20 protein-coding genes and 2 tRNA genes are annotated in these 26,125 nt (G+C 68.8%); 5 read left to right on the top strand and 17 right to left on the bottom strand.

Translation table 11 applies throughout. From position 1 onward, the window contains the following. Positions 1-153: 153 nt before the first annotated feature. Complete coding sequence (locus Bsp3421_RS23590) at positions 154-2,244, top strand: M3 family metallopeptidase (RefSeq protein ID WP_274003894.1); 2,091 nt, start codon at positions 154-156, stop codon at positions 2,242-2,244. Between the two features lie 58 nt (positions 2,245-2,302). On the opposite strand, the gene dinB is transcribed toward Bsp3421_RS23590, so the two are convergent. Beyond that, the gene (gene dinB, locus Bsp3421_RS23595; protein WP_337995321.1) at positions 2,303-3,466 is read right to left on the bottom strand and encodes a DNA polymerase IV; all 1,164 of its coding nucleotides are present in this window, start codon (positions 3,464-3,466) and stop codon (positions 2,303-2,305) included. A 134-nt stretch (positions 3,467-3,600) separates the two neighbouring features. On the opposite strand from dinB, the gene Bsp3421_RS23600 reads away from it, so the two are divergent. Then, the gene (locus Bsp3421_RS23600; RefSeq protein WP_274003895.1) at positions 3,601-4,293 is read left to right on the top strand and encodes an aspartate/glutamate racemase family protein; all 693 of its coding nucleotides are present in this window, start codon (positions 3,601-3,603) and stop codon (positions 4,291-4,293) included. A 16-nt stretch (positions 4,294-4,309) separates the two neighbouring features. On the opposite strand, the gene Bsp3421_RS23605 is transcribed toward Bsp3421_RS23600, so the two are convergent. The 7 genes from Bsp3421_RS23605 to Bsp3421_RS23635 form a co-directional block, all read right to left on the bottom strand. Continuing rightward, positions 4,310-6,076: an enterochelin esterase domain-containing protein gene (locus Bsp3421_RS23605; RefSeq protein WP_274003898.1), complete on the bottom strand. Its 1,767-nt coding sequence runs from the start codon at positions 6,074-6,076 to the stop codon at positions 4,310-4,312. 11 nt (positions 6,077-6,087) lie between these two features. After that, positions 6,088-8,340, bottom strand: a complete 2,253-nt coding sequence (locus tag Bsp3421_RS23610) for a TonB-dependent receptor (protein ID WP_274003901.1) — start codon at positions 8,338-8,340, stop codon at positions 6,088-6,090. A 295-nt stretch (positions 8,341-8,635) separates the two neighbouring features. Continuing rightward, positions 8,636-9,619 (bottom strand): FecR domain-containing protein, encoded by a 984-nt coding sequence (locus Bsp3421_RS23615; protein WP_274003903.1) that lies wholly within the window; start codon positions 9,617-9,619, stop codon positions 8,636-8,638. Beyond that, entirely contained in the window at positions 9,616-10,134 is a 519-nt protein-coding gene (locus Bsp3421_RS23620) for a sigma-70 family RNA polymerase sigma factor (RefSeq protein ID WP_274003904.1), read from the bottom strand. The genes Bsp3421_RS23615 and Bsp3421_RS23620 overlap by 4 nt, the downstream gene beginning before the upstream one ends. A 319-nt stretch (positions 10,135-10,453) precedes the next feature. Further along, a complete protein-coding gene (locus Bsp3421_RS23625) occupies positions 10,454-11,260 on the bottom strand; it encodes a sulfite exporter TauE/SafE family protein (RefSeq protein WP_274003906.1) in 807 nt (268 codons plus the stop codon). 24 nt (positions 11,261-11,284) lie between these two features. After that, positions 11,285-12,169: an MBL fold metallo-hydrolase gene (locus tag Bsp3421_RS23630; RefSeq protein ID WP_274003909.1), complete on the bottom strand. Its 885-nt coding sequence runs from the start codon at positions 12,167-12,169 to the stop codon at positions 11,285-11,287. Positions 12,170-12,204: 35 nt separating this feature from the next. Continuing rightward, complete coding sequence (locus Bsp3421_RS23635; protein WP_274003910.1) at positions 12,205-13,695, bottom strand: aminotransferase class V-fold PLP-dependent enzyme; 1,491 nt, start codon at positions 13,693-13,695, stop codon at positions 12,205-12,207. Positions 13,696-13,814: 119 nt separating this feature from the next. Between Bsp3421_RS23635 and Bsp3421_RS23640 the strand changes: the two genes are divergently transcribed. Beyond that, positions 13,815-14,282, top strand: a complete 468-nt coding sequence (locus tag Bsp3421_RS23640; RefSeq protein WP_274003911.1) for an Lrp/AsnC family transcriptional regulator — start codon at positions 13,815-13,817, stop codon at positions 14,280-14,282. Between the two features lie 202 nt (positions 14,283-14,484). Here the strand turns inward: Bsp3421_RS23640 and Bsp3421_RS23645 are convergent. Then, a tRNA-Met gene (locus Bsp3421_RS23645) sits at positions 14,485-14,561 on the bottom strand. A 143-nt stretch (positions 14,562-14,704) separates the two neighbouring features. Then, positions 14,705-14,781, bottom strand: a tRNA-Met gene (locus tag Bsp3421_RS23650). A 358-nt stretch (positions 14,782-15,139) separates the two neighbouring features. On the opposite strand from Bsp3421_RS23650, the gene xth reads away from it, so the two are divergent. Further along, on the top strand, positions 15,140-15,916 hold the full coding sequence (gene xth / locus Bsp3421_RS23655) for an exodeoxyribonuclease III (RefSeq protein ID WP_274003912.1): 777 nt from the start codon (positions 15,140-15,142) through the stop codon (positions 15,914-15,916). Positions 15,917-15,936: 20 nt separating this feature from the next. Here the strand turns inward: xth and Bsp3421_RS23660 are convergent, their stop codons facing one another. The 4 genes from Bsp3421_RS23660 to glnA all read right to left on the bottom strand — a co-directional run bounded on the left by Bsp3421_RS23660 (position 15,937) and on the right by glnA (position 22,367). Beyond that, complete coding sequence (locus Bsp3421_RS23660; protein WP_274003914.1) at positions 15,937-18,027, bottom strand: prolyl oligopeptidase family serine peptidase; 2,091 nt, start codon at positions 18,025-18,027, stop codon at positions 15,937-15,939. 58 nt (positions 18,028-18,085) lie between these two features. Continuing rightward, positions 18,086-19,603 carry a nitrogen regulation protein NR(I) gene (gene ntrC, locus Bsp3421_RS23665; protein ID WP_274003915.1) on the bottom strand — a complete coding sequence of 506 codons (1,518 nt, stop codon included), beginning with the start codon at positions 19,601-19,603 and terminating at the stop codon, positions 18,086-18,088. Positions 19,604-19,640: 37 nt separating this feature from the next. Continuing rightward, entirely contained in the window at positions 19,641-20,783 is a 1,143-nt protein-coding gene (gene glnL / locus Bsp3421_RS23670) for a nitrogen regulation protein NR(II) (RefSeq protein ID WP_274003916.1), read from the bottom strand. A gap of 168 nt (positions 20,784-20,951) precedes the next feature. Beyond that, entirely contained in the window at positions 20,952-22,367 is a 1,416-nt protein-coding gene (glnA, locus tag Bsp3421_RS23675) for a type I glutamate--ammonia ligase (RefSeq protein ID WP_252987528.1), read from the bottom strand. A 406-nt stretch (positions 22,368-22,773) separates the two neighbouring features. Between glnA and Bsp3421_RS23680 the strand changes: the two genes are divergently transcribed. After that, positions 22,774-23,238, top strand: a complete 465-nt coding sequence (locus Bsp3421_RS23680) for a rhodanese-like domain-containing protein (RefSeq protein ID WP_274003919.1) — start codon at positions 22,774-22,776, stop codon at positions 23,236-23,238. 107 nt (positions 23,239-23,345) lie between these two features. Here Bsp3421_RS23680 and Bsp3421_RS23685 read toward each other — a convergent pair whose 3' ends face one another. The 3 genes from Bsp3421_RS23685 to Bsp3421_RS23695 form a co-directional block, all read right to left on the bottom strand. Beyond that, on the bottom strand, positions 23,346-24,164 hold the full coding sequence (locus Bsp3421_RS23685; RefSeq protein ID WP_274003920.1) for a competence/damage-inducible protein A: 819 nt from the start codon (positions 24,162-24,164) through the stop codon (positions 23,346-23,348). 10 nt (positions 24,165-24,174) lie between these two features. Next, entirely contained in the window at positions 24,175-24,996 is an 822-nt protein-coding gene (locus Bsp3421_RS23690) for an EI24 domain-containing protein (RefSeq protein WP_274003922.1), read from the bottom strand. Positions 24,997-25,130: 134 nt separating this feature from the next. After that, positions 25,131-26,114 (bottom strand): sterol desaturase family protein, encoded by a 984-nt coding sequence (locus Bsp3421_RS23695; RefSeq protein ID WP_274003923.1) that lies wholly within the window; start codon positions 26,112-26,114, stop codon positions 25,131-25,133. Positions 26,115-26,125: the final 11 nt, after the last annotated feature.

The raw sequence follows: 26,125 nt of genomic DNA on the forward strand, positions 1-26,125 counted from the left end.
GCGGCGGCGCACCCCGCCGCCGCCGATACCGCCCCAATCGAGCCGGTAGAAACTTTCGATTGGAAAGCGCGCACCACGCCCCAATAATAAAGAGATGCCGCGCGCACGCCGCGCGCCACTCTCCGTTTCCATCCGAAATCACCCGGGAGCACCATGTCCGCCAGCGCAACCGCCAATCCCCTTCTCGATTTCACCGGCCTGCCCCGTTTCGGCGAAATCCTCCCTGAACACGTCACGCCGGCGCTCGACGCGCTGCTCGAGACCGCCGACGCCGCCGTCGAACGCGCGGCCGACCCGGCCACGCCCGCGACCTGGGAAGAGATCGTCGAAGCCGTCGAACGCGCGACCGAGCCGCTCGGCCGCGCCTGGGGCGTGATCGGTCACCTGAATGCCGTCGCCGACACGCCGGCGCTGCGCGCCGCCTACGGCGAGAACCTGCCGCGCGTGACCGAATTCTGGTCGAGCGTCGGCCAGAACCTCGCGCTCTACGAGAAGTACAAGGTGATCGCCGCGAGCGCGGCGTACCCGGCGCTGTCCGTCGAGCGCAAGAAGATCCTCGACAACGCGCTGCGCGACTTCCGCCTGTCCGGCGCGGAACTGCCCGAGGACCAGAAGCCGCGCTTCGCGGAACTGCAGGAGCGGCAGGCGGCGCTCTCGAAGACCTTCTCCGACCACGTGCTCGACGCCACCAACGGCTACGCGTTCTACGCGCAGACCGAAGCGGAATTGGCCGGCCTGCCCGACGACGCGATCGCCGCCGCGCGCGAGGCCGCGCAGAAGGAGGACAAGGCCGGCTGGAAATTCACGCTGCACTTCCCGTCCTACTTCCCGGTCCTGCAGTACGCGGACAACCGCGCGATGCGCGAGGCGCTGTACCGCGCCTACGTGACGCGCGCGTCCGAGCTGGGCCCGCAGTACGGCGGCGGCCAGGCGGACTGGGACAACACGGCGATCGTCTCCGAACAGCTCGGGCTGCGCCGCGAGGAAGCGCGCATGCTCGGCTACCACGACTTCGCGGAAGTGTCGCTCGCGCCGAAGATGGCCGAGTCGCCGCAGCAGGTCACCGCGTTCCTCGAGGATCTCGCCACGCGCGCGCGGCCGCACGCCGAACAAGACTGGGACGAACTGCGCAGTTTCGCCGCGCAGACGCTCGACACGACGGAGCTTGCGCCGTGGGACGTCGCCTACGCGGCCGAGAAGCTGCGCCAGCAGCGCTACGCGTTCTCCGAGAACGAGGTGAAGCAGTACTTCCCGGAACCCGCCGTGCTCAAGGGGCTGTTCACCGTCGCCGAAACGCTGTTCGGGGTGCGCATCCGGCCCGACAGCACGCCCGTCTGGCACGACGACGTGCGCTTCTTCCGCGTCGAGAACCGCGACGGCTCGCTCGTCGCGCAGTTCTACCTCGACCTGTACGCGCGCGAAGGCAAGCGCGGCGGCGCCTGGATGGACGACGCGCGCGCCCGCGCGAAGCGCGCGAGCGGCGTGCAGACGCCGGTCGCCTACCTGACCTGCAACTTCTCCGCGCCGATCGGCGGCAAGCCCGCCTGCTTCACGCACGACGAAGTGATCACGCTGTTCCACGAGTTCGGCCACGGGCTGCATCACATGCTGACGCGGGTCGACGAGATCGGTGTGTCGGGCATCAACGGCGTCGAATGGGACGCGGTCGAGCTGCCCTCGCAGTTCATGGAGAACTTCTGCTGGGAATGGGATGTGCTCGCGTCGATGTCGTCGCACGTCGAGACCGGCGCATCGCTGCCACGCGCGCTGTTCGACAAGATGCTCGCCGCGAAGAATTTCCAGAGCGGCCTCGGCATGCTGCGCCAGATCGTGTTCTCGATGTTCGACATCCTGCTGCACGTCGACTTCGACCCGGCTGGCGCGGCCGGCGTGAACGCGTTCGCGCGCGACATCAACGAGCGCTACCACGTGATCCCGCAAGCGCCGTTCTCGCGCTGGCCGAACACCTTCAGCCACATCTTCGCGGGCGGCTACGCGGCCGGCTACTACAGCTACAAGTGGGCCGAGGTGCTGTCGGCGGACGCGTACGCCGCGTTCGAGGAAGCCGCGCAGGCGGCGGGCGGCAGCGTGCTCGACACCGCGACCGGCACGCGCTATCGCCGCGAGATCCTCGAGGTCGGCGGCAGCCGCCCGGCGATGGAATCGTTCAAGGCGTTCCGCGGCCGCGAGCCGAGCATCGACGCGCTGCTGCGCCACAACGGCATGACGGACGCCGCGCACTGAGCGGCGCGCCGCCGCGTTGTTCCGCAACGGCAGTCCGCACGCGCGGACTGCCGTTTTTTCATGGCGCGCCGCCAGGCGGATCGTCGAACAGCGCGATCTGGCCGTGCCGCTCGGCGCTGTCCTCGTCGATCCGCACGCCCACGCCGAGCAGCCGCACCGGCTGGCGTCGCCGCACCAGGCCCCGTTCGAGCAGCGCGACGGCCGTGTCGGCGTCGGTCGCGTCGGCCACGCACTCGACCGTCGTGCGCTGGAAATCGGCGAAGCGGATCTTCACGTACAGCTTGCGGATCGCGCGCGCCGCGCCGGCCCGTTCGATGCGCGCGTCGAGCAGCACGGTCAGCCGGCGGATCTCGTCCGCGCATTGCGCGGGCGTCGTCAGGTCCTGCACGTAGGTCGTCTCGACGCTGACCGACTTGCGCTCCTGGTCCGCGCGCACCGGCCGCTCGTCGATCCCGCGCGAGAGGTCGTGAAGCCGCCGGCCGAACGCGCCGAACTCGCGGTGCAGGTCGAACAGCGACCAGGCGCGCAGCTGCGCGCAGGTCTGGATGCCGAGCCGCTCGAGCCGCGCGGCGGTCACCTTGCCCACGCCGAACAGCTTGCGCACCGGCAGCGCCGCCACGAACGCGTCGACCTCATGCGGCCGCACGACGAACAGCCCGTCCGGCTTGTTCCAGTCGGAGGCGATCTTCGCGACGAACTTGTTCGGCGCGACGCCCGCCGACACCGTCACGCCGACCGTCTCGAACACCCGCGCACGAATCTCGCGCGCGATCAGCGTCGCGCTGCCCTGGCACCGTTCCGTGCGGCTCACGTCGAGGTAGGCCTCGTCGAGCGACAGCGGCTCGACGTCGGGCGTGTAGTCGCGGTAGATCGCCATGATGAGCCGCGACGCCGCGCGATACTTGTCCATCGCGCTCGGCAGGATCAGCAGGTCCGGGCACTTGCGCATCGCGAGCGCCGACGACATCGCCGAATGCACGCCGAAGCGCCGCGCTTCGTAGTTGCAGGTTGCGATCACGCCGCGCTGGTCGGGCCGCCCGCCGACCGCGAGCGGCCGGCCGCGCAGCGACGGGTCGTCGCGCATCTCCACCGACGCGTAGAAGCAGTCGCAATCGCAGTGGATGATCTTGCGCGCGCGCGGCGCCGCGTCGCCCGAAGGCGGCGGCGTGGCGGGGAGGGAATCGGCGGTGGTGTCCAAGGTGTCGACACTGTACAAAAACACAGTGCAAGTTTCAACTGCGCCGGCCCGGCGCGCGGCCGGGCGCCGTACCGGCCGGATTCCCGCCCAACCGTACCGCCGCCGCGCCCGATCGCTCCCTATACTCGATCGATTACGGCATGAGCAGGAGAACACGGATGCGTACCATCGGATTGATCGGCGGAATGAGCTGGGAATCGTCGGCCGAGTATTACCGGATGATCAACCAGGATTCGAAGGCGCGCCACGGCGGCCACCATAACGCGAAGAGCGTGATGGTGACGGTCGACTTCGCCGAGATCGAGGCGTTGCAGCGCGCGCAGGACTGGGAGGCGCTCGGCGCGCGGATGGCCGAGGCCGGACGCCAGCTCGAACGCGCCGGCGCGGATTTCGTGGTGTTGACCACCAATACGATGCACCGGGTGTTCGACGCGCTCGAACAGGCGGTCGCGCTGCCCTGCGTGCATATCGCCGACCCGACCGGCGCGGCGCTGACGGCCGCCGGCATCGAGCGGGTCGGCCTGCTCGGCACCCGCTACACGATGGAGCTGCCGTTCTACGCCGAGCGGCTGCGCACGCGCCACGGGCTCGACGTGCTGACGCCCGATGCGGCCGACCGCGACGACGTGCACCGCATCATCTACGACGAGCTGTGCCACGGCGTCGTCGCGCCCGGATCGCGCGCGGCCTATGCCGCGATCGTCGCGCGGCTCGCGCAACGCGGCGCGCAGGCGGTGATCCTCGGCTGCACCGAGATCACCTTGCTGATCGGCCCGGACGACGTCGCGCTGCCGGTGTTCGACACCACGGCGCTGCACGCGCGCGCGGCGGTCGAACTCGCCGCGCGCTGAACGGCGCGCCCGCGCGTCACCGGGTCGGACAGGCGCGCCGCGCGGTCGCCGCGTCGACACCGCCCGGCGGCCGCTCCCCCTGCCCGGCCGGCGTGCCGAGCAGCGCGATCAGCCCGCACGCGAGCGAGCCGCGCCAGTGCAGATAGTCGTGGCCGCTCGCCGTCTCCGCGTAGGTCACCGGGTATGCCCTGGCGACCAGCACGTCGCGCAGATGGCGGCTGGTGGTGCCGATGCCCGTCGGCCCCTTGCCGTCCTCGAAGCGCCCGCTTTCCAGATAGAAACGCACCGGCAGCCGCTCGGCAGCCGCGTATTCGCGCGTCAGCCACTCGGCCGCGCGGGTGTGTGCATCGCCTTGCGCGGGCGCCCACCAGAACGAACCCGACTGGCTCAGCACGTTGCCGAACAGCTCCGGATGACGCAGCGCCACGTACGCGGACGCGAGCCCGCCATAGCTCGACCCCGCGACCACCGTGCGCGCGGGCGCGGCGCTCACGCCCTGCCCGCGCGCCCACGGCATCAGCTCCTCGGCGAGAAAGCGCGCGAACGCCGGATTCGGCGGCAACTCGCGAGCGCGCGCCGCGCCGTCGGGATTGCCGATGATCAGCGCCGCCGTGCGCGGCAGACGACCTTCCGCGATCAGGTTGTCGAGGATCGTCGGCGTGGGCACCGTGTCGGGATCGGCATAGGCGTGCGCGTCGAAGATCAGCGCGAGCGCGCGCGCCGGATCGTCGGCGCGATAGCCGGCGGGCCGATACAGGTAGACGTCGCGCGTATTGCCGAGGATCCAGCTCGTGAAGCGCGTGCGGGCGAGCGTGCCCGCCGGTACGCCCGGGCGCGGCGCGAGCCACGGCTGCGGCGGCGCATCGGGCAGTTCCAGCACCGACTTGCCCTGGTACGGGTCGGTGCCCGTGCGCATGAAGGTCCGTGGATTCAGCGGGTCGCGTTGCGCGGTCGCGAGAATCGCGCGCCGCCGCTCGCCCTCCGGCTGATCAAGCTCGGGCACGTCGGGCGCGAGCAGATAGCTGAGCCGCGTGCTCGCGGGCACCACGTAGCTGCGGTACCAGACATCGCTGCCGGCCAGCCGCGCAAGCGCGTCGTGCTCGCCGGACGGGCTGCCGAGCACGCGCACGTTGTCGCGCGCGCCGCGCCACAGGAACGTGACGAGCCGCACGGGCTCGTCCGCCGGCGTCGCGCCGCGCGCGAGGCTCGCATCGGTGCGCGCCGGCTCGGCGGGCGCGGCCTCGACGAGCGGCGTGCCGCGCTCGGCCATCTCGCGCCAGAACGCGTCGGTGCCGCCGCCCGCCTGCACGCCGCGCGCGAGCGCCGCGAGCCGCGGGCTCGCGAGCGCCGGCGTCGGACGACGCTGGTGCGCGCGCGGCACGACGGCGTCGAGCGTGATCCGGCAGCGCGGCGCGGCGGCCAACGCCGACGCGGCGGCCGCCGGCGTCGCGCGCAGCCTGTAACGGCCGGTCGCGGGCGCGACGAACATGAAGGTGCGCCCTTGCGCATCATCGGTCAGCAGCCGGCGCAACGCGCGCCCCTCGCTGTCGAGCAGGTCTAGGTTCGCCATCGCGCCGTCGAGGCGGCCCTGGATGAAGGCGCCTTCGTCGAGTTGCAGCACGTGCTCCCCCTCGCCGCTCAGCTCGCCGGCCGGACCGAGGTTCGTTGCCGCGACCGGCGCGGACGTGGGCGCGGCGCAGGCCGCCCCCGCCCCCGTCAGCCACGCGCCGCACAGCCACGCGCAGGCAAGCGCCCGCGCGCGGATCGGGTTGCGTTGATTCATCGGCCGCGTCCTCAGAAGTCGAGGCTCGCCGACACCTTGAAGGTGCGCGGCGCGTTCTGCGTGACGAAGCCGTCGTTGAACGAGCCGGCCCAGAACACCCGGTTCGCGACGTTCTCGACGCCGCCGCGCAGCACCACGTCCTTGCCGGCGATGCGCGTCGCATAGCGCGCGCCGAGATCGAAGCGGGTCCAGCCCGGAATCCGCTGGGTGTTCGCCGAGTTGACGAACTGCGCGCTCGTCGCGACCGCCCGGCCGCTCAGGGTCAGCCCCGCGACCCACGGCGCGTCCCATTCGAGGCCGAGATTGGCCGTCCACTTCGGCACGCCGAACGCGGTGTTGCCGTCATACGTGCGCCCCGCCGTGTGCGTGAGGATCGCCTGCGTGTAGGCGACGCCGCCCAGCACCCGCACGCGCGGCACGATCTGACCGAACACGTTCCACTCGATGCCCCGGTTGCGCTGCTCGCCGTCCGCGTTGTAGGTGTTGGTCGCGGCATCGCGCAACATGCCGGGCTTGGTGATCTGGAAAAAGCTCAGCGTGTTCGCGAACTCGCCCGTGTCCCATTTCGCGCCCACCTCGACCTGGCGGCTCTTGTACGGCACGAACATCTGCCCGAAGTTCTTCGCGGCGGGATCGCCGACCGTATCGCCCTGCGACAGGCCCTCGATGTAGTTCGCGTACAGCGAGATGTCCGGGCCGAACGGCTTCACGAGCAGGCCGAAGGCCGGCGTCAGCGCGGTCTCGTTGTAGTTGGCGGTCTGCTTGCCGGTCGCGCCGTCGTAGGTCTTCGCCTTCACGCGCTGGTGGCGAACGCCGGCCGTCAGCCGCACGCGATCGCCGAGGAACGACAGCGTGTCGGCGAGCGCGACGCCCGTCAGCGTCGTCTCGGCGGTGCGCGGCGCGTCGCCCGGAGAAGGGGCGAGCACGGGATCGACCGGCGCGTAGATGTTCGACGCATATGGCGCGCTCGCCTTGTTGACGGTGCCCGAGTCGATCTGCAGCGACGACCCGCTCACCGTCACCTCGTGCTTGACCGGCCCCGTGCGGAAGCGGCCGCGCACGCCGACCTCGGCCGATACCGTGTCGTTGTAGCCGTTCTGGTTGTAGGTCATGCCGCGATAGCTGCCATCCGGCTTCACCCCGCCCGCCCGCGTCCCGTTGAGAAAGCCCGAGTAGCTGTAGCTCCGCCCGCCCACGCCCGCGAACGCGGTCAGGCGATCGGTGATGTCGACCTCGGCGCGGCCGACGACGGCCTGGTTGAACGTCTTGCCCCACGCGCCGCGCAGCAGGTTGACACCCGCGCCGGGCGGCGACACGACCTGCGTCGCAAACGACGCCATCCACGGGCTGCCGCCGTCGAATCGCTCGGTGTCGGTATAGGCATCGAGCGAGAAGCGGAAGCGTTCGCCGCGGAAGTCGAATGCGAGCGAGCCAAGCTCGCGCTTCTTGCTCTGGTCGTCCATCGTGGTGTGCCCGTCGCGGAACACGCCGTTCACGCGCAAGCCGACCTGGTTGCGGTCGCCGAAACGCCGGCCGACATCCGCGTGCACGCCGAACTGGCTGTCGGATTGATAGTCGGTGGTGAGCCGCGCGAGCGGCTTGTCGCCCGCCCGCTTCGGCACGAGGTTGATCGCGCCGCCCACGCTGCCATTCGGCGACATGCCGTTCAGCAACGCGTTCGGCCCCTTCAGCACCTCGACGCGCTCGAGGAATTCGGTCGGAGCGTGGCCGTTGGGCGCCAGCCCGAACATGCCGTTGAACGAGAGATCGTCGGAATTCACGTTGAAGCCGCGAATGCTGTAGTTCTCGTAGATATGTCCGGTCGAGGTCGTGAAGCGCACCGACGGATCGTTTTCCAGCACGGCGGCCACCGTGCCCGCCTGCTGGTCCTCGATCAGCTTCGACGTATAGCTCGCGGTGCTGAACGGCGTCTCCATGAAGTCCGCGTTGCCGAGCATCCCGAGCCGGCCGCCGCGCGCGACCTGTCCGCCATCGTAGACCTCCGGCAGGTGGTCGACCTGGCCGCTCACGACGATGGTCGGCAGCGTGCCGGCCGCCGCATCGCCCGCCGTGTGCGCGCGACGCTTCACCACGTACGCGCCGCCCGCGCCGCGCTCGGCTTCGAGGCCGTGCGGCGCCAGCAGCTGCGCGAAGCCCTGGGTCACGCTCACGCGACCCTTGAGGCCGCTGCTCGTCCGCCCGTGCATGAGCGATGCGTCGGCCGCCAGCTCGACGCCGGCCTGCGCGGCGAAGCGGTTCAGCACGACGTCGAGCGGGCCGGCCGCGAGCGCGTACGCGCGGCGCTCGTCGGTCTCGACCCGCGCGGGCGGATCGTCGGGGCTCGCTTGCGCACCGAGCGGCGCGCTCAGCGCGAGCGCCGCGACGAGCGCGGGCCCCAGCGCGCGCGGCGGTGGGAACGGAACGGGAAGTGGATCGGCGGAACGCCATGGCGAGTCCTTTCAGGTTCGAAGAATGACGAGGTTCGTCATGTATTCCGAACGAGCCGACGAAACCCTCAATCGATGACGAAAATTGTTTGCGCGCGCGAGCGTGACGGCCTCAGCGCGGCACGATGCTGACCCAGTAGCGGGTGCGGTAGACGACCGCGACCGGCAATGCCGCCTGCAGGCTGGCGAGCGCGCGGTCGGTATCGACGAGCGAGAACACGCCGGATACGCGCGCAGCCGCCAGCGCCGGATCGCATCGCACGATGCCCGGCCGATAGCGGGCGAGCGCCGCGACGAAGGCGTCGACCGGCATGTGTTCGGCGATCAACAGCCGTCGGGTCCAGGCGGCCGCCTGCTCGTCGGCGGGCAGCGGCGCGCCGACCGCGGTGACCGAGAATGACGACGACTGGCCGGCGGCCAGGCGCATCGCGCGCATCGGCGCGGCGGCCGTCCGGATCTCCACCGCGCCTTCGAAGACGTCGACCCGCGTCGCGTCGCCGTCGTCGCGCACGACGAAGCGCGTGCCGAGCGCACGCACCACGCCCTGCCGGGTCTCGATGCGAAACGGCCGCCCCGCCGCGTCGTGCGCGGTCGTGATGCAGACCGCGCCGCGCAGCAGCACCACGCGCCGTTCGCGCGCGTCGAAGCGCACATCGACGGCGCTCGCGGTGTCGAGCCAGAAACGCGTGCCGTCCGCGAGCGTCACGGCCTTGATTTCGCCGACGCCGGTCGCCTGGTCGGCGGCCGCGACCTGCCACGCGCGGGTGCCGCGCATCGCCTGGAACGCGCCGCCGGCGGTGACCGCCAGACCGAGCGCGCGCAGCACGCGGCGGCGACGCGGCGCGGACCGGCGCTCGCCGCCCGGCTGCAGCGCGGCCCGCGCGACGGCGGGCACGCTCAGCAGCTTCGCCTCGATGCCGCCGAGCCGGCGCCACGCGCGCTCATGATCGGGATGGGCGGCGCGCCACGCGGCGCAGCGCGCCAGTTCGTCGTCGCTCGCCTCGCCCGACCAGAGCCGCGCGAGCCAGTTGCTGGCCTGTTCGACAATCGCGTCCGCGATCGCGCCCGGCTGCGCGGGTTCGTCGCACAGGCTCATGCGGCCTCGCCGTACAACGCGGCATAGCAGGCGCGCAGCGCGCACGCCACGTACTTCTCGACCGACGAGGTCGAGACGCACAGCCGGGTCGCGATCTCGGCATAGGTCAGCCCTTCGAGCTTGCACATGAGCAAGGCGTCGCGCGTGTTGGCGGACAGGCGATCGAGCATCGCGTCGATCTCGCACAGGGTTTCCAGAACGAGGGCCCGGGTTTCGGGCGACGGCGCCTCGGGTTCGGGCAACAGGCGGATCGCGTCGAGGTAGGCCGTCTCGATGCGCCGACGCCGGTACATGTCGACGACGAGGCCGTTGGCGATCTGGGTGAGGAAGCGCCGCGAATCCTCGGGCTGCGGCGCGCGGCCGGACGCCAGCACGCGCAGATAGGTGTCGTGCGCGAGATCGGCCGCGTCGCTCGCATTGCCGAGCCGCTTCCTCAGCCAGCCGCGCAACCAGCCGTGATGATCGCTGTAGAGCAGCCGGACATCCCGCTGCAGATGACTTTCGATAACGCCCATGCACTCCCCGGCGCTGCATCGACGTGCAGGCGCCACCCCGTAATGATAATTATTATCATTAATTCTATGGGACGTGCCAATGGAATGGCAAGCAGGATTATTGAAAGGAGCGAAACAACATAAGGAAAGGTCTCAGCCCCGACGCCGACCGGATCGTGTCCACGGGCCGACGGTCACGTCTTCGGGGCTGAGTGGCGGGGACGCGCGCCGGTACGGCGAAACCCACGGTGCTCGACGCCGTCCTCCCGCATGCATGAACATCGCGCGAGCGCGATGCGGCCGTGTCTCGCGCGATGCGCGTCACACTGGCTCCCGGCGGTCAGACGCCGAGTCCCGCCTTCACGAGCAAACCGAGCGCAACGCACACGAGCACCGAACCAAATGCGATCTGCACATGGAGCGCCGACAGAAAGCGGGACGCCCAGCGTCCGCCCGCCATGCCGAGCGCCGTCGTCGCGCTGAACCACAGGGTCAGCTCGAGCGGCGCGCGCACGCCCGCGAACAGCGCCACCAGCATCGCCCCGGTGCCCACGAACGCGATCACCGTGAGCGAGGTCGCGACGATGCCGTGCATCGGCACATGGGTGAATTTGCGAAGCATGGGAACGATCACGAAGCCGCCGCCGACGCCGAGCAGCCCGGTCATCAAACCCGTCATCGCCCCCGTCGAGGCCAGCGCCAGTGCAGTCTGCCAGGACCATATCAAGCGCCCGGTCTCCTGATTCACACGCCCCACGCACAGAGATGACGCGCGCGTCACGCCGCGTCTTTCCCCGAGCGCCTGCCGCAGCAAGCGAACCGCGACGACCCCCATCGTCAGCGCGAACAGCGTGAGCAGCACCCGTTGCGGCAGGCTATGCGCCAGCTTGACGCCAAGCGACGTGAGCGGTATGCCGGTCGCTGTCATCAAGAACGCCGCCCGATAGCGCACCAGGCCGCGGCGAAATCCCTCCAGGGCTCCAATCGCCGCGCTGCCCGCCACCGCGACGAGCGCCACCGGCGCCGCTTGCTGCATGTGCAGGCCCATGCCGACCACGAGGACCGGAACGGCGAGAATGCCCCCTCCCGCGCCGGTCAAGCCGAGCACGGCGCCGACCACGCCGCCGAGTATCAAAGCGATCAACATCGTTTATCCAGGTTTCGCGGCGTTTCAGATCGCGTCGAGCGGAATCTTCAGATAGCGCACGCCATTGCCTTCGGGGTCGGGCAATCGTCCCGCGTACATGTTGACCTGCACCGACGGCAGCATCAGCACCGGCATGTCGAGGGTCGCGTCGCGCGCGTTGCGCATCGCAATGAACCCTTCTTCGGTCACGCCGTCGCGCACATGGACGTTCGCACGCTTCTGCTCCGCGACCGTGCTCATGTATGCGACCGCGCGCCCGCCGGGCTGGTAGTCGTGGCAGGTGTAGAGGCGCGTGTCGGGCGGGAGGTCCAGTACCCGCTCGATCGAGCTGTACAGCGTGCGCGCATTGCCGCCTGGAAAATCACAGCGCGCCGTGCCGTAGTCGGGCATGAACAGCGTGTCGCCGACAAACGCCACGCGTTCGCCGCCCGCGTCACAGAAGTAAGTCAGGCAGGCAGGGGTATGGCCCGGCGTATGGATGGCGCGAATCGACAAGGTGCCGAGCGGCAGGGTATCGCCGTCGTCGAGCAGCCGGTCGAACGGGCAGCCGTCCGCCAAGCGATCGTGCCGGGTGTTGAACAAGCGGCCGAACACATCCTGCACGCGCTGCACGTGGACGCCGATCGCAATCGAGCCGCCCACGCGCGACTTCAAGTACTGCGCCGCCGAAAGATGATCCGCATGCACATGCGTTTCCAGCAGCCAACGGACTGTCCCGCCCAGTTCGGCCACGCGCGTGATCAGTCGGTCGGCGCTTTCGGTGCGCGTCCGTCCGGACTTCGGGTCATAGTCGAGCACGCTGTCGATCAGCGCACAATCGCGGGTCGACGTATCGAGCACGAGGTAGCTGACGGTGCTGGTTGCCTGGTCGAAGAAGCCTTCGACCAGGATGGCCGGCGCAGCGCCCATCGAACGCCCATGATCGGGATTTGCTCGCTCGGCCCTCATTTCCGACGCGGCTCCGACATGTTCCAGAGCATGCCGGATCGATTGCCCGTGCGGCAATAAGCCAGCACGGGCGCGGGCAGGCTCTCGATGCACGCGGCAAACGACGCAAGCTCATCTGCGCCGATCTTGTCCCCCACGACCGGGAGATAGCGCACCTCGATGCCAAGCCGGCCGGCGGTCGCGGCGATCTCGGCAAAGCTCGGCTGCTCCGGCGCCTCGCCGTCCGGCCGGTTGCAGATGATGCTCTTGAAACCCTGGTTGCGAACGGCTTCGAGGTCGCCGGGCATCAATTGAGGCGAGATCGAGAATTCCGGAGAGATTCGCGTTGCCACGACCTTCGAGCGGCAGACGGCCAGCGCGCGTTGAAAGCACGCGATGGCATGGTCGACGTCCTCCCAGGAGGTATAGCGGCCGAAGCTGAGACGCACGGTGCGGCCGGCCGCGTTCGCATCGAGACCGATCGCGGTCAGCACATGCGAAGGCTTGCCCGCCGCCGAGTTGCACGCCGACGTCGACGACACGGCCAGGTTCTCGCCGAGCATGGCCGCCTGGAAACCGGGCAGGCCGATGGTCAGGCTCAGCGTGTGGGGGATGCGGCGGGCATCGCGTGCATTCTGCGTGATGTCGCCGAGCGCCAGCACGGCATCGAGCAGGTACGCGCTCAATCCGGCAATCCGTTCGCTGTCGCCGGCCATCCTTTCCGCGGCCAGCTCGCACGCCACGCCCATCCCGACGATCTGGTGCGTGGCAAGCGTGCCCGAGCGCAGGCCGAACTCATGACCGCCGCCATGCATCTGCGATGCGATGCGCTCGCCGACCCCGCTGCCGACGTACAACGCACCGATGCCTTTCGGTCCGTAGACCTTGTGCGCGGACAGGGACATGAGATCGATCCCGAGCGCCTTGACATCGATCGGGGTCTTGCCGAGCGCCTGGGCCGCGTCGACGTGCAGGAGCGCGCCCGCCGCATGGACGACGGCAGCGATCGCGGCGATGTCGGTCAGCGTGCCGATCTCGTTGTTGACGAGCATCAGGGAAACCAGGCCGGTTTGAGGACCGACCGCCCGGGCGACCTCGTCGACGGTCAGTTCGCCGCGGCTCGACGGGCTCAGATACGTGACCGTCATGCCGCGTTTCTCGAGGCTGGCCATCGTATCGAGAATCGCCTTGTGCTCGATCCGGCTCGTGACCAGATGCCGGCGCGCCGTGGCCATCTCGGCGTAACCCTTCAGCGCGAGATTGTTCGATTCGGTCGCACCGGACGTCCAGACGATTTCCCGCGCGTCGGCGCCGATCAGATCCGCGACTTGCTGCCGCGCATGCTCGACCTTCTCGCGCGCCGCGATGCCTGCGGCATGCGAACTCGAAGCCGGATTGCCGAACACGCCATCGGCGCCGAGACATTCGAACATCGCCGCGATGACCCGAGGATCGGCCGGGGTGGTGGCGGCGTAGTCGAAGTAATGCAGGGTGTTGGGTGCGCTCATGAACTCGATCAAAGTAATCCTCTGTGCCTGCAAGGTTACTGTTCCGCGCGCAGCATTTGTTTCCAAAAATTATCGACCTGACAGGTATTATTAGAAATATTTTCTAGTTTTTGGGTGTCATGGACAAACGTGATGTTCAACTGCTCGCGCTGCTTCAGGACGACGCGACGATCGGGCTCAATGATCTGGCGAAAGCCGTCAACCTGTCGCCGACACCCTGCTGGCGTCGGCTGCAGAAATTGCGGGAGGATGGGGTCATTTGCCGGCAGGTCGTGCTGTGCGAACCGACCAGGCTGAATCTCGGGCTGACGGCCTTCGTCACCGTGCGCTCGAACCAGCACGGCGACGCCTGGACGAACCAGTTCATCGCGGCGGTGCGCGAGATTCCCGAAATCGTCGAGATCCATCGGATGAGCGGCGAGATCGACTACCTGCTCAAGGTCGTCGTGCCCGACATCGCCGGGTATGACAGTGTCTACAAGCGGATGATCAAGAGCGTCGAGCTGAGGGATGTGAGTTCCGCGTTCTCGATGGAGGTCATCAAGCAAACCACCGCACTCCCCCTGGATTACGTCGAGGCGCGATAGCGTTGGCTTCATGAGCGCCGATCGGCTTGGGCCGCGCACGTTGGGCCGGCCCGAGGGCGAGAACGCGGCCCGAGCGGCCGGATGCGCTTCATGCGGAATTCGATCCAGCCGTTGAGGCGATCCGAGCCTGCGCCGACAGCGGTCCGGACATCGAGAAAAGCAAAAAGCCCTGATTTCCAGAAGAAATCAGGGCTTCGAAGCTTGGTTGCGGGGACAGGATTTGAACCTGTGACCTTCGGGTTATGAGCCCGACGAGCTGCCAGACTGCTCCACCCCGCGTCAGAGAAAAAGATTATATGTTGATTTCAGTCCGGCGTCAAATACCTTGCGCGTCATGCATCGCGTGCACCCGGCACCGGCACGACTGCGCCCGGGAAAAGCAAAAAGCCCTGATTTCCAGAAGAAATCAGGGCTTCAAAGCTTGGTTGCGGGGACAGGATTTGAACCTGTGACCTTCGGGTTATGAGCCCGACGAGCTGCCAGACTGCTCCACCCCGCGTCAGAGAAACAAGACTATACCTCTTTTAAGCGGAAACATCAAATTTTCATCGACGTGCCATGAAAACATGACCGCACGCTCACGGCCGACCACCGCGCCTCGCTCGAATCCCTTCTCCCCCACGAACGAAAGCAGCATGCATGATCGCGACGCAGATCCCCGCCGGCCCTACCCGTCCCGCGCGGACGGAACCGCCGCCCGCCGCGCGACGCGCTGGTACACTGCGGCTCGTCAACGCTCGTGGATTGCGCGCGGCGCCACGTCCGCCGGCGTCGCAGCCGTGCGCGGCGCGACAGCCTCGATGCGGCTGCCGATCCACGTCGCGCGCCACGCTCTCTCCGGCAAGGAATCGAATATCGTGAAAATCGCCACCTGGAACGTCAACTCCCTGAACGTACGCAAGCAGCACGTGCTCGACTGGCTCGCGCAAAGCCAGACCGACGTGCTGTGCCTGCAGGAACTGAAGCTGCCCGACGAGAAATACCCGCGCGAGGAACTGGAAGCCGCCGGTTATCGCAGCTGGTTCGCCGGCCAGAAGACCTACAACGGCGTCGCGATCATCGCGCGCGATTCGCTGCCGTTCGACGAATCCGACGTCGTGCGCAACATCCCCGGCTTCGAGGATCCGCAGCAGCGCGTGATCGCCGTCACGGTCGGCGGCGTGCGCATCATCTCCGCCTACTTCCCGAACGGCCAGGCACTCGACTCCGACAAGTTCGTCTACAAGCTGCAATGGCTCGATGCGCTGCAGACCTGGCTCGCCGGCGAACTGCAGCGCCATCCGAAACTCGCGCTGCTGGGCGACTACAACATCGCCCCCGAGGATCGCGACGTGCACGACCCGGCCAAGTGGGAAGGCCAGAATCTCGTGTCGCCGCAGGAGCGCGCACATTTCGCGAAGCTCCTCGAACAGGGCTTCGTCGATGCATTCCGGCGCTTCGAGCAGCCGGACAAGAGCTTCAGCTGGTGGGACTACCGGATGTTCGGGTTCCGCCGCAACGCGGGGCTGCGGATCGACCACATCCTGCTGTCGCCGGCGCTGGCCGCGACCTGCACCGCGTGCGAGATCGATCGCGTGCCGCGCACCTGGGAACAGCCGTCCGACCACACCCCCGTGTTCGCGCTCGTCGAGTAAGTGCGCGCCCGCGCGCCGCGTCAGACGCGCGGCGCGGCGGGCCCCAGCTGCGCCCACAGGAAGCCGAACTCGGCCGCGTTGTCCTCCGCCCGCGCGAGATCGTCGGCGCTGCCGTGCCCGCCGTCGGTGTTCTCCCAGTACCACACCCGCTCGTGCCCCTGCGCCCGCATGCGCGCGGCCATCTTGCGCGCGTGCGCCGGATGCACGCGGTCGTCGCGCGTCGAGGTCGTGAGCAGCAGCGGCGGATACGCGACGCCCGCCGCGACCCGGTGATACGGCGAGTACGCGGCAAGCGCGGCCGCCTCGTCCGGATCGTCCGGGTCGCCATACTCGTCGAGCCACGCCGACCCCGCGTGCAGCAGCGGATAGCGCTGCATGTCGAGCAGCGGCACCTGGCACAGCACCGCGCCGAACAGCTCGGGCCGCTGCACCATGCAGGCCCCCACCAGCAGCCCGCCGTTGCTGCCGCCCTCGATGCCGAGCTGCGCGGCCGTCGTCACGCCGTCCGCGATCAGTTGCTCGGCGATCGCGATGAAATCGTCGAACGCGCATTGACGGTGCTCGCGCTGCGCGTCGAGATGCCAGTCCGGACCGAACTCGCCGCCGCCCCGGATGTGCGCGAACACCGCAACGCCGCCCTGCTCGAGCCAGCCGATCCCGAGACCGTCGCTGTAGGCCGCGAGATTCGGCAGCGCGAAGCCGCCGTAGCCGGCCAGGAGACACGGCCGCGCGGTGCGCGCCGCGCCCTCCAGCGCGTCGCGCGGGCCGATCAGCGTATACGGCACCGGCGTGCCGTCGCGCGAGCGCGCATGCGCGCGCCGCACCACGAGCCCGGCCGCGTCGAATTGCACGGGCGGCCGGTCGAGCAGCACGCGCCGCGCGGGCGCATCGTCCGCGAGATCGGCAAGCCAGCATTCGGGCGGATTCAGATAGGTGTCGATGTCGACATAAACTTCGTCGTTCAGCAGCGACTCGATCGGCTCGACGCCGATCTGCGCGCCCGCCGGGCCGTCGAACGGCCGCGATCGCCACGACCAGCCGCCCGCGTCGTCGCACAGCGGCTGCCACAGCTCGGTGCGGCTGTCGACGTCGTCGAGCCAGCTCGCGAGCAGGTAGTGGCGCGTCGCGGTCCAGGTGCAGGCCGAGGTCGATGCGCTCGGCGAGAACAGCGTGAAGCAGTCGCGCGCGCCCGCGAGGAACGCGTCCTCGCGGATCGCGAGCAGCGCGCCGCCCGGATGGCGCACGCCGCCGCAGGTCCAGTCGAGACGCGGCTCGAACACGAGCCAGCCGCGCCAATGGCCGATCCCGACGTGCGACGGCACGTCGTAGCGCGCCCACGCGCCGTCGGCGTCGAGCCGATAGGTATGCACGTCGAAGAAATCGACGCTGCGCCATGCCACGTGCCGCGCGTCGACCGGATCGAAGCTCGCGCCGGCCGAGATGTCCTCGTACTCGCCGCGGAACACCACGGGCGCCTGCGCGAGCGCCGCGCCGCGGGCCCAGCGCCGCACCTCGAACGGATAGCCGGAGCGCGTGAGCGACGCGTCGCCGCGATCCCAGCTCGCGTAAACCGTATCGCGATTGATCCAGTCGAGCGTGTGATGGCCCGGGGTGTCGATCGTGAAGCCGTCGGCCACGAAACGGCGCTGCGTCAGATCGAACTCGCGCACGACGACCGCATCCGAGCCGCCCGGCGACAACGACAGCAGCGCGCGGTCGCCGTCGGGATACAGGATCGCGTGCCCCTCGAACACCCACGGCTCGCCCTCTTCCTCGCCCAGCGCATCGATGTCGAGCAGCGTCTCCCACACGGGCGCGCCGGCGCGCCAGTCCGCCCACGGCGCGCGCCGCCACACGCCTTTCGGATGGCGGTCGTCCTGCAGCAGGTCATAGGCCCACGACTGCCAGCGCTCCGGAATCACCGGCGCGTCGCGCGGCAGATAGGCGCGCGCGAGGCGGTCGGCCAGCGCGCGCCATGCCGCGCCGTCGCGCCACGCCGCGCGGGTGCGCGCATTCTGCGCGTCGACCCATTCGCGGGCGCGCGGGCTGTCGAGGTCTTCGAGGAACAGGAAGGGGTCGGGCGTCGCCGGCCACACGGAGGAAGCGGACATCGTGGTATCGGGTTGCGTCAAACCCCGATTATGCCCGGCTCCGTGCGGCCGTCGCGTCTCACGATTCGAGACGCAGCTCCTGGATCTTGCGCGTGATGGTGTTGCGGCCGATGCCGAGCCGCTCGGCGGCCTCGACCTTGCGTCCGCGCGTGAAGTCGAGCGCCTCGCGGATCACCGCGGCCTCGAAGCGACGCGCGAGCGCATCCATCACATCGGCCGAGTTCTCGCGCAACAGGCGCGCCACCTCGGTGCGCAGGCCATGCTCCCATACCGGATGGCCCGGCGCCGCGCCGTTCACGGACGCATCCCCCACGACCATCGCGTGCGCCGCGCCGGGCAACTCGCCGTGCGCGGGCGCGCCCGGCGTCGCCAGCGCGGGGGCGCCCGCGCCGGACATCGCGAACCCGTCGCCGGACGCGTACACCGGCATCAAATCGGGCGGCAGGTCCTTGATCTCGACCGTCTGCGCGGGCGCCATCACGGTCAGCCAGTTCGCGAGATTCTCGAGCTGCCGCACGTTGCCCGGGAACGGCAGCGAACTCAGGTGGAGCAGCGCCTCGTCCGACACGCGCTTCGGCTCGACGCCGAGATCACGCGCGCTCTTCTGCAGGAAGTGACGCATCAGCAGCGGGATGTCCTCGCTGCGCTCGCGCAGCGCCGGCAAGCGCAGGCGGATCACGTTGAGCCGATGGTAGAGATCCTCGCGGAACAGGCCCTGCCGCACCCGCGCCTCGAGATTCTGGTGGGTCGCGGCGATCACGCGCACGTTTGCGCGCAAGGGATTGTGTCCGCCGACCCGGTAGAACTGGCCGTCCGACAGCACGCGCAACAGACGCGTCTGCAGATCGAACGGCATGTCGCCGATTTCGTCGAGGAACAGCGTGCCGTTCTCCGCCTGCTCGAAACGGCCCTGGCGCGTCGTCTGCGCGCCCGTGAACGCGCCGCGCTCGTGGCCGAACAGTTCGGATTCGAGCAGATCCTTCGGGATCGCCGCGGTGTTGAGCGCGATGAACGGCCCGCTCGCGCGCGGGCTGTGCCGATGCAGCGCGCGTGCGACCAGCTCCTTGCCGGTGCCCGACTCGCCCGTGATCAGCACGGTCGCGGCCGAATGCGACAGCCGGCCGATCGCGCGGAACATGTCCTGCATCGCGGGCGCCTGGCCCAGCATCTCGGGCGCCTCGGCGGGCCGATCGTCGTCGGGCACGCCCGCGCGCAGGCTCTCCTCGACCGCGCGCCGGATCAGCTCGACCGCCTTGTCGACGTCGAACGGTTTCGCCAGATACTCGAACGCGCCGCCCTGGAACGCCGCCACCGCGCTGTCGAGGTCCGAGAACGCGGTCATGATGATCACCGGCAGCGCCGGCAGCCGCTCGCGCACCGCCTGCAGCAGTTCGAGCCCGGAGCCGCCCGGCATCCGGATGTCGGACACCAGCACCTGCGGCGTTTCCTGGTCGAACGCATGCAGCGCGTCGCGCACGTTGGCGAAGCTGCGCGTCGCGAAGCTCTCCCGCGCAAGCGCCTTTTCGAGCACCCAGCGGATCGATTGGTCGTCGTCTACTATCCAGATCGGCTTCATAGGTCGGTCAAAAGGATGGGGGAATCTGGGCCGCCGCTCAATGGTCGAGCGGCAGCAGAATCTGAAATTCGGTGCGCCCCGGGCGGCTCTCCGCCTCGATCACGCCGTCGTGCTGCTGAACGAAGGTCTGCGCGAGCGTGAGCCCGAGCCCGCTGCCGTCCTCGCGCCCGGACACGAGCGGATAGAACACCCGGTCGCGGATGTCCTCGGGAATCCCCGGGCCGTTGTCGATCACGCGCAGGTCCAGCGCGAGCCGGTACAGGCGCTTCGCGATCGTCACCTTGCGCGCGACGCGGGTGCGCAGCTCGATGCGCGCGTCGCCCTGCGCGATCCGCTCGCGCAGCGCCTGCGCCGCGTTGCGCACGATGTTCAGCAGCGCCTGGATCAGTTGCTCCTTGTCGCCGCGCAAGTCGGGCACGCTGACGTCGTAGTCGCGCTCGATCGTGAGCCCGCGCGGGAATTCCGCGAGCATCACCGCGCGCACCCGCTCGCACACCTCGTGGATGTTCACATCGCCGACGATGTGCGGATGTCGGTGCGGCTCCAGCAGCCGGTCGACCAGCGTCTGCAGCCGGTCCGATTCCTTGATGATGACCTGCGTGTACTCGCGCAGCTCGCCGCGCTCGCGCTCGCTCAGCTCGAATTCGAGCAGCTGCGCCGCGCCGCGGATGCCGCCGAGCGGATTCTTGATCTCATGCGCGAGATTGCGGATCAGCTGCTTGTTGACCGCCGTGAGGTCGTGGATCCGTTCCTCGCGGTCGGTGCGCGACTGCCGTTCGTTCTCGAACAGCTCGACGAGCACGTAGTCCTGCGCGCCCTCCAGGAAGCCGACGATCGCATGCACGTGCAGCGGCTCGCGCCCCGGCCGATCGAGCACGGTGTCGAGGTGGGTCGCGTGAAAACGCTCCTCGCCGATCGCGGTGATGGTGGTCGCCAGCTCGCCCGCGTTCGGAAAAATCTCGCCCCACGGCTTCTGCGCGAGCTGCCGCCGCGAGATGTCGAGCATCGCCTCGGCCGACGGATTCGCGAACGCGATCCGCAGCGTGCGGCGGTCGAGCACCAGCACGACGGTCGGCAGCGCTTCCAGTCCCGTCAGGAGCCCGGAGCGCACCAGCCGGTCGTCGTCCGACAGACGCTCCGGCTGGCCGGCCCGGGCCTTGATCAGATTCTTCAGAACCATCTTGCTTGGATGCCGTGTCAAAAATTATGTCCTGGCCGGCGAACAAAAAAGGGACGGCTGGACGCCGTCCCCTTGTCAAGCCGCGGCGCGCGCCCGTGGAACCGTGCCGCGGACACGCGCCGGCGACGCGGCGCTTCGTGCGCTGAGGTGACGAAGCGCCATCGCCGCTTACAGCGAGTAGTACATCTCGAACTCGATCGGGTGCGTCGTCATGCGGAACTTCGCCAGCTCCTGTTCCTTGAGGCCCAGGTACGCATCGATCATGGCGTCCGTGAACACACCGCCGCGCGTCAGGAACTCGCGATCCTTGTCGAGCGCCTCGAGCGCCTGGTCGAGGCCTGCGCACACGGTCGGGATCTTGGCATCCTCTTCCGGCGGCAGGTCGTACAGGTTCTTGTCGGCGGCTTCGCCCGGATGGATCTTGTTCTGGATGCCGTCGAGACCCGCCATCATCAGCGCCGTGAAGCACAGGTACGGGTTCGCCATCGGGTCCGGGAAGCGCGTCTCGATGCGGCGGCCCTTCGGGTTCGACACGTGCGGAATGCGGATCGACGCCGAGCGGTTGCGCGCGGAGTACGCGAGCTTCACGGGCGCCTCGAAGTGCGGCACGAGGCGCTTGTACGAGTTGGTCGTCGGGTTCGTGATCGCGTTCAGCGCGCGCGCGTGCTTGATGATCCCGCCGATGTAGAACAGCGCGAGTTCCGACAGGCCGGCGTAGCCGTTGCCCGCGAACAGGTTCTGGCCGTCCTTCCAGATCGACTGGTGCACGTGCATGCCCGAGCCGTTGTCGCCGACGACGGGCTTCGGCATGAAGGTCGCCGTCTTGCCGTACGAGTGCGCGACGTTATGGATGATGTACTTCGACCATTGCGTCCAGTCGGCGCGCTCGACCAGCGTCGAGAACTTCGTGCCGATCTCGTTCTGGCCCTGGCCCGCCACCTCGTGGTGGTGCACCTCGACCGGGATGCCGATCTGTTCGAGCAGCAGACACATTTCCGAACGCATGTCCTGGAACGCATCGACCGGCGCGACCGGGAAATAGCCGCCCTTCACGCCCGGACGGTGGCCGGTGTTGCCGCCTTCGAATTCCTTGCCCGACGACCACGGCGCTTCTTCCGAATTGATCTTCACGAAGCAGCCCGACATGTCGGTATTCCACTGCACCGAATCGAAGATGAAGAATTCCGGCTCCGGACCGAAGTACGCGGTGTCGCCGATGCCCGTGCTCTTCAGGTAGGCTTCCGCGCGCTTCGCGAGCGAACGCGGATCGCGCTCGTAGCCCTTGCCGTCCGCCGGCTCGACCACGTCGCAGGTCAGCACGAGCGTCGATTCCTCGTAGAACGGGTCGACGAACGCCGCGTTCGGATCCGGCATGAGCAGCATGTCCGACGCTTCGATGCCCTTCCAGCCGGCGATCGACGAGCCGTCGAACGCATGACCGCTTTCGAACTTGTCTTCGTCAAACGCCGACACCGGCACCGACACGTGCTGTTCCTTGCCGCGCGTATCGGTGAAGCGGAAATCGACAAACTTGACGTCCTCGTCCTTCACGAGCTGCATGACGTCGGCGACGGTTTTACTCATAACCTCTTCTCCTGATTGAACAAATTCGGCGGACTGGGACCGCCTCGTTAAGCGAGCTGCTCGGCGCAGCGTGCGATGTGCCGCGTACAACCGATTCGACTGGAACTTGTATAGCAGCTTCCGTGCCATGCATGCGCCAGATCGGCGCGACGCGTGCCGGCCCGCGTCCGGACAAGGGGCGCGGCGCGCGCTTTCGGGGCTTGCGGCCGACGGGCCGCCCATTCGGCGCACCCATCCGGTGCGCGCCATCGACCCCCTTCCATGGCGAGCCCCGATTTGGTGCCAACGCGCTATTTTGCACCATCTTGGTGAGATTCGGGCATCCGGCCGGTCCGGACGGACGCCGGGCATCGCGCACGGCGCGACGCGCTAGAATGCTTTTTTGACTCGCAGGAGACCTCCCGCCATGAGTACGCTTGAACAGCTGTATGCGCGTGCCGAGCAGCGCCGCACGGCGAACCAGCTGAATTACGCGGGCGCGCTGTCGCCCGCCGAGGCGTTCGAGCTGCTGCAGCTCGAACCGGGCGCCCGCCTCGTCGACGTGCGCACGCGCGCGGAACTGGATTGGGTCGGCCGCCCGCTCATCGGCGACGGCCAGTACGTGCACCTCGAATGGACGCGCTATCCGGGCGGCGTGCCGAACCCGGAATTCCTCGCGCAGCTGCAGGCGGCGGTCACGCCGGAGACGCCGGTGCTGTTCCTGTGCCGCAGCGCGGCGCGTTCGAAGCTGGCCGCGGTCGCCGCCGCGCAGGCGGGCTTCGTCAAGGCCTTCGACCTGCTGGAGGGCTTCGAGGGCGCGAAAGACGGCCAGGGACATCGGAAGACGGTCGAGGGCTGGTGCTACCACAAGCTGCCTTGGATCGGCGCATGACATGCGCGGCGCCTCATCGTCCGTCCAGGCGATGACGCCATGATGAACGGGCCGCCCTGGGGCGGCCCGTCTCGCATCCGGGGCGGCCGGCCGCCCTGCGCCGGCGTTCAGCCGGCCACCGGCGGTTCCGGCTCGACGATGTCGCCGCCCAGCTGGTGCACGCCTTCGCGCAGCTTCACATAGGCGGCCGCCACCGCCTCGGGCTCCCCTTTCACGCCCAGGTCGATGTGCCGGCGCGCGTAGATGCCGCCGCGCTCCGCATCGCCGACGCTCGGCAGGCTGAACACGCGCACGCCGGGAAAATCCCGTTCGATCCGCTCCATCAGCGGCGTCAGCGTCGACTCGGGCAGCTCGAACACGTACAGCGAACGCTCCGCATGCGGGGTGGCGTGATGCAGGTGCGCGTACTTCGTGTCGAGCACCCATTCGATCATCGGCCACGCCATCACCGGGAAGCCCGGCACGAAATGCACCTCGCCCACCGAAAAACCCGGAATCCGGTTGTAGCCGTTCGGAATGATCGACGCGCCGCGCGGAAACACGCCCATGTTCAGACGATGCTGGTTCTCCGCCGAGTCGAAATCGGGCGGCGTCGCCGCATCGGCGTGCATCTCGCGGATCCGCGCCTCGATCAGCACCCGCGCCTCCGGATGCAGCTCCAGCGGCACGTCGAGCGCGGCGGCCGCGCACTGGCGCGTGTGATCGTCCGGGGTCGCGCCGATGCCGCCCGTCGAGAACACGAGGTCGCCCGCCTCGAACGCGCGGCGCAGCGTCGCGGTGATGCGCGCCGGATCGTCGCCGACGTATTCGGCCCAGCCCAGCGCAAGCCCGCGCGCGGCGAGCAGTTCGATGAGCTTCGCCAGGTGCTTGTCATGGCGGCGACCGGACAGGATTTCGTCGCCGATGATGATGATGCCGATGGTCATGCGTGCCTCGTCAGGTCGAAAGGGAAGGTCCGGCGGCGGCCTGCGCGCGCTGGTCCTGCAGCGCGCGCAGGCAGTAGAAGCCGAACCACAGCGCGGAAAACACCAGGATGAACGCGTACACCCAGATCATCGCCGCCGCGACGAACGGAAACAGCACCATCATCCAGATCGACGACACCCAGATGAACGTCGGCACGGTGCCGAGCAGCCCGCTCGCGACGCCGATGCCGATCAGCGGCCAGCGATGGCGGCGCAGCAGCGCGCGCCGCTCGTCGCTGCTCGCGTGCAGCGCGAGCGCGTCGTAGGTCATCACGCGATAGGTGAGCCAGCCCCAGATCACGGGCGGCAGCAGCGCGAAGAACGGCGGAATCAGCCACAGCGGCAAGGTGACGATCAGGAGCACGAGGCTTGCGAGCGCGGCCCCCACCGAATTGAACACGCTGCCGTACCAGGTGCCGCCCCGCTTCATCTCGAGCGCCGCGAACTGCCGCTTCGACAGGTGGGTGACGACGACCGGCATCGACAGCGTCGCGATCAAGGTCAGCACCGTCAGCACGATCAGCGGAATCGTCGCCGCGACGACCACGAACGGCGCGACCACCGCCTGCAGCTGCGGCGCGCCGATCGCATTGAACAACCGGTACAGCAGCGCGGTGAGCGCGAAGCCGTCGAGCACCGCGCGGGCGCCGTCGATCAGCGGCTGCCAAGCGAACCACAGCACGACGCCCCAGAACACCGCGGCGACGATAAACGGCATGAAGGTGAGCCAGAGCATCCGCGGGTGCAGCGCACTCGCGAGCGCCCGGCCGAAAGAGCGCAGCAGGTCGTTCATGCGGGCCTGTCAGAAAGGGGAAATCGGGACATGCGCAGAAAGGATAAACCACGCCGCGCCCGCGCGCCAAAGGCCGTGCGGTGCGGCGGGGATTGCCGCGCGCAGCGGCGCGGGGCCGGCGCGCGCCGCGCGGGTCAGGCGGACGCCGCGCGCTTCTTCGGCGCGAGCCGCTTCGCGATGCGCACGAACGCGAGGCCGTGCTGCGACCAGAAGCCGTCGCCGTACGACACGCCCTCGTACTGCGCGCGGATGCCGGTCGGCTCGACCGTGCGGTTCCACGACGCGGTGCCGAACAGCATGTCCCACCACGGGAACAGCACGCCGAAGTTGCAGCCGTACTTGGTGCCCTCGTGGCCGTAGCCGACCGCGTGGTGACGCCGGTGGAAGATCGGGCTCACGAGCAGGCGCTCGCCGAGCCGGCCGAACGGCAGCTTCGCGTTGGTGTGCTGGATGCTCTGCGCGAAGTTGGTGAGCGCGGTCAGCACGACGTACTGCGACGGCGGCACGCCGATCACGAGCGCGATCACCGCGAAGAAGCACGCCTGGATCACGTCGTCGAGCAAGTGGTTGCGATCGTCGGCCCACAGCGACATCTGCCGCTGGCTGTGATGCACCGCGTGCAGTTCCCACCACACGCCGAAGCGATGCTGCCAGCGGTGATACCAGTAGCCGGCGAAGTCGAGCACGATCAGGTAGATCGCGAACGACACGATCGGCTGCGAGGTGACGCCCGGCCACAGCGCATCGAGGTTGTAGTTCGCGACGCCCTTCAGGCGCAGCCAGGCCTGGAAGTTGTCGAACAGCGGCTGCATCGCGAAGAAGAAGAACAGGCTGAAGATCCCGAGCTTCGCGATCAGCGTGTAGAGGATGTCGACCCGCGCCTCCTTGCGGTTGCGCCAGGCCTCGATCGGCCGCCAGGCCTCGAGCGGGCGCAGCAGCACGTACATCACGACCACCTGCAGCGCGCCGACGATCACCCAGTAGAGCGCGTCGTAGGTGTCCTCGTCGTAGTCCATCAGGTCGAAGCGATACATCAGCGGCTGCACGACGTCGACGTACAGCCAGGTCTGCAGGTTCGACACGAAGCCGTCCAGCGCGGCGGCGATCATATGCAACATGCTGCGCCCTC

Source organism: Burkholderia sp. FERM BP-3421, from assembly GCF_028657905.1.
In the GTDB taxonomy this organism is placed as follows: domain Bacteria; phylum Pseudomonadota; class Gammaproteobacteria; order Burkholderiales; family Burkholderiaceae; genus Burkholderia.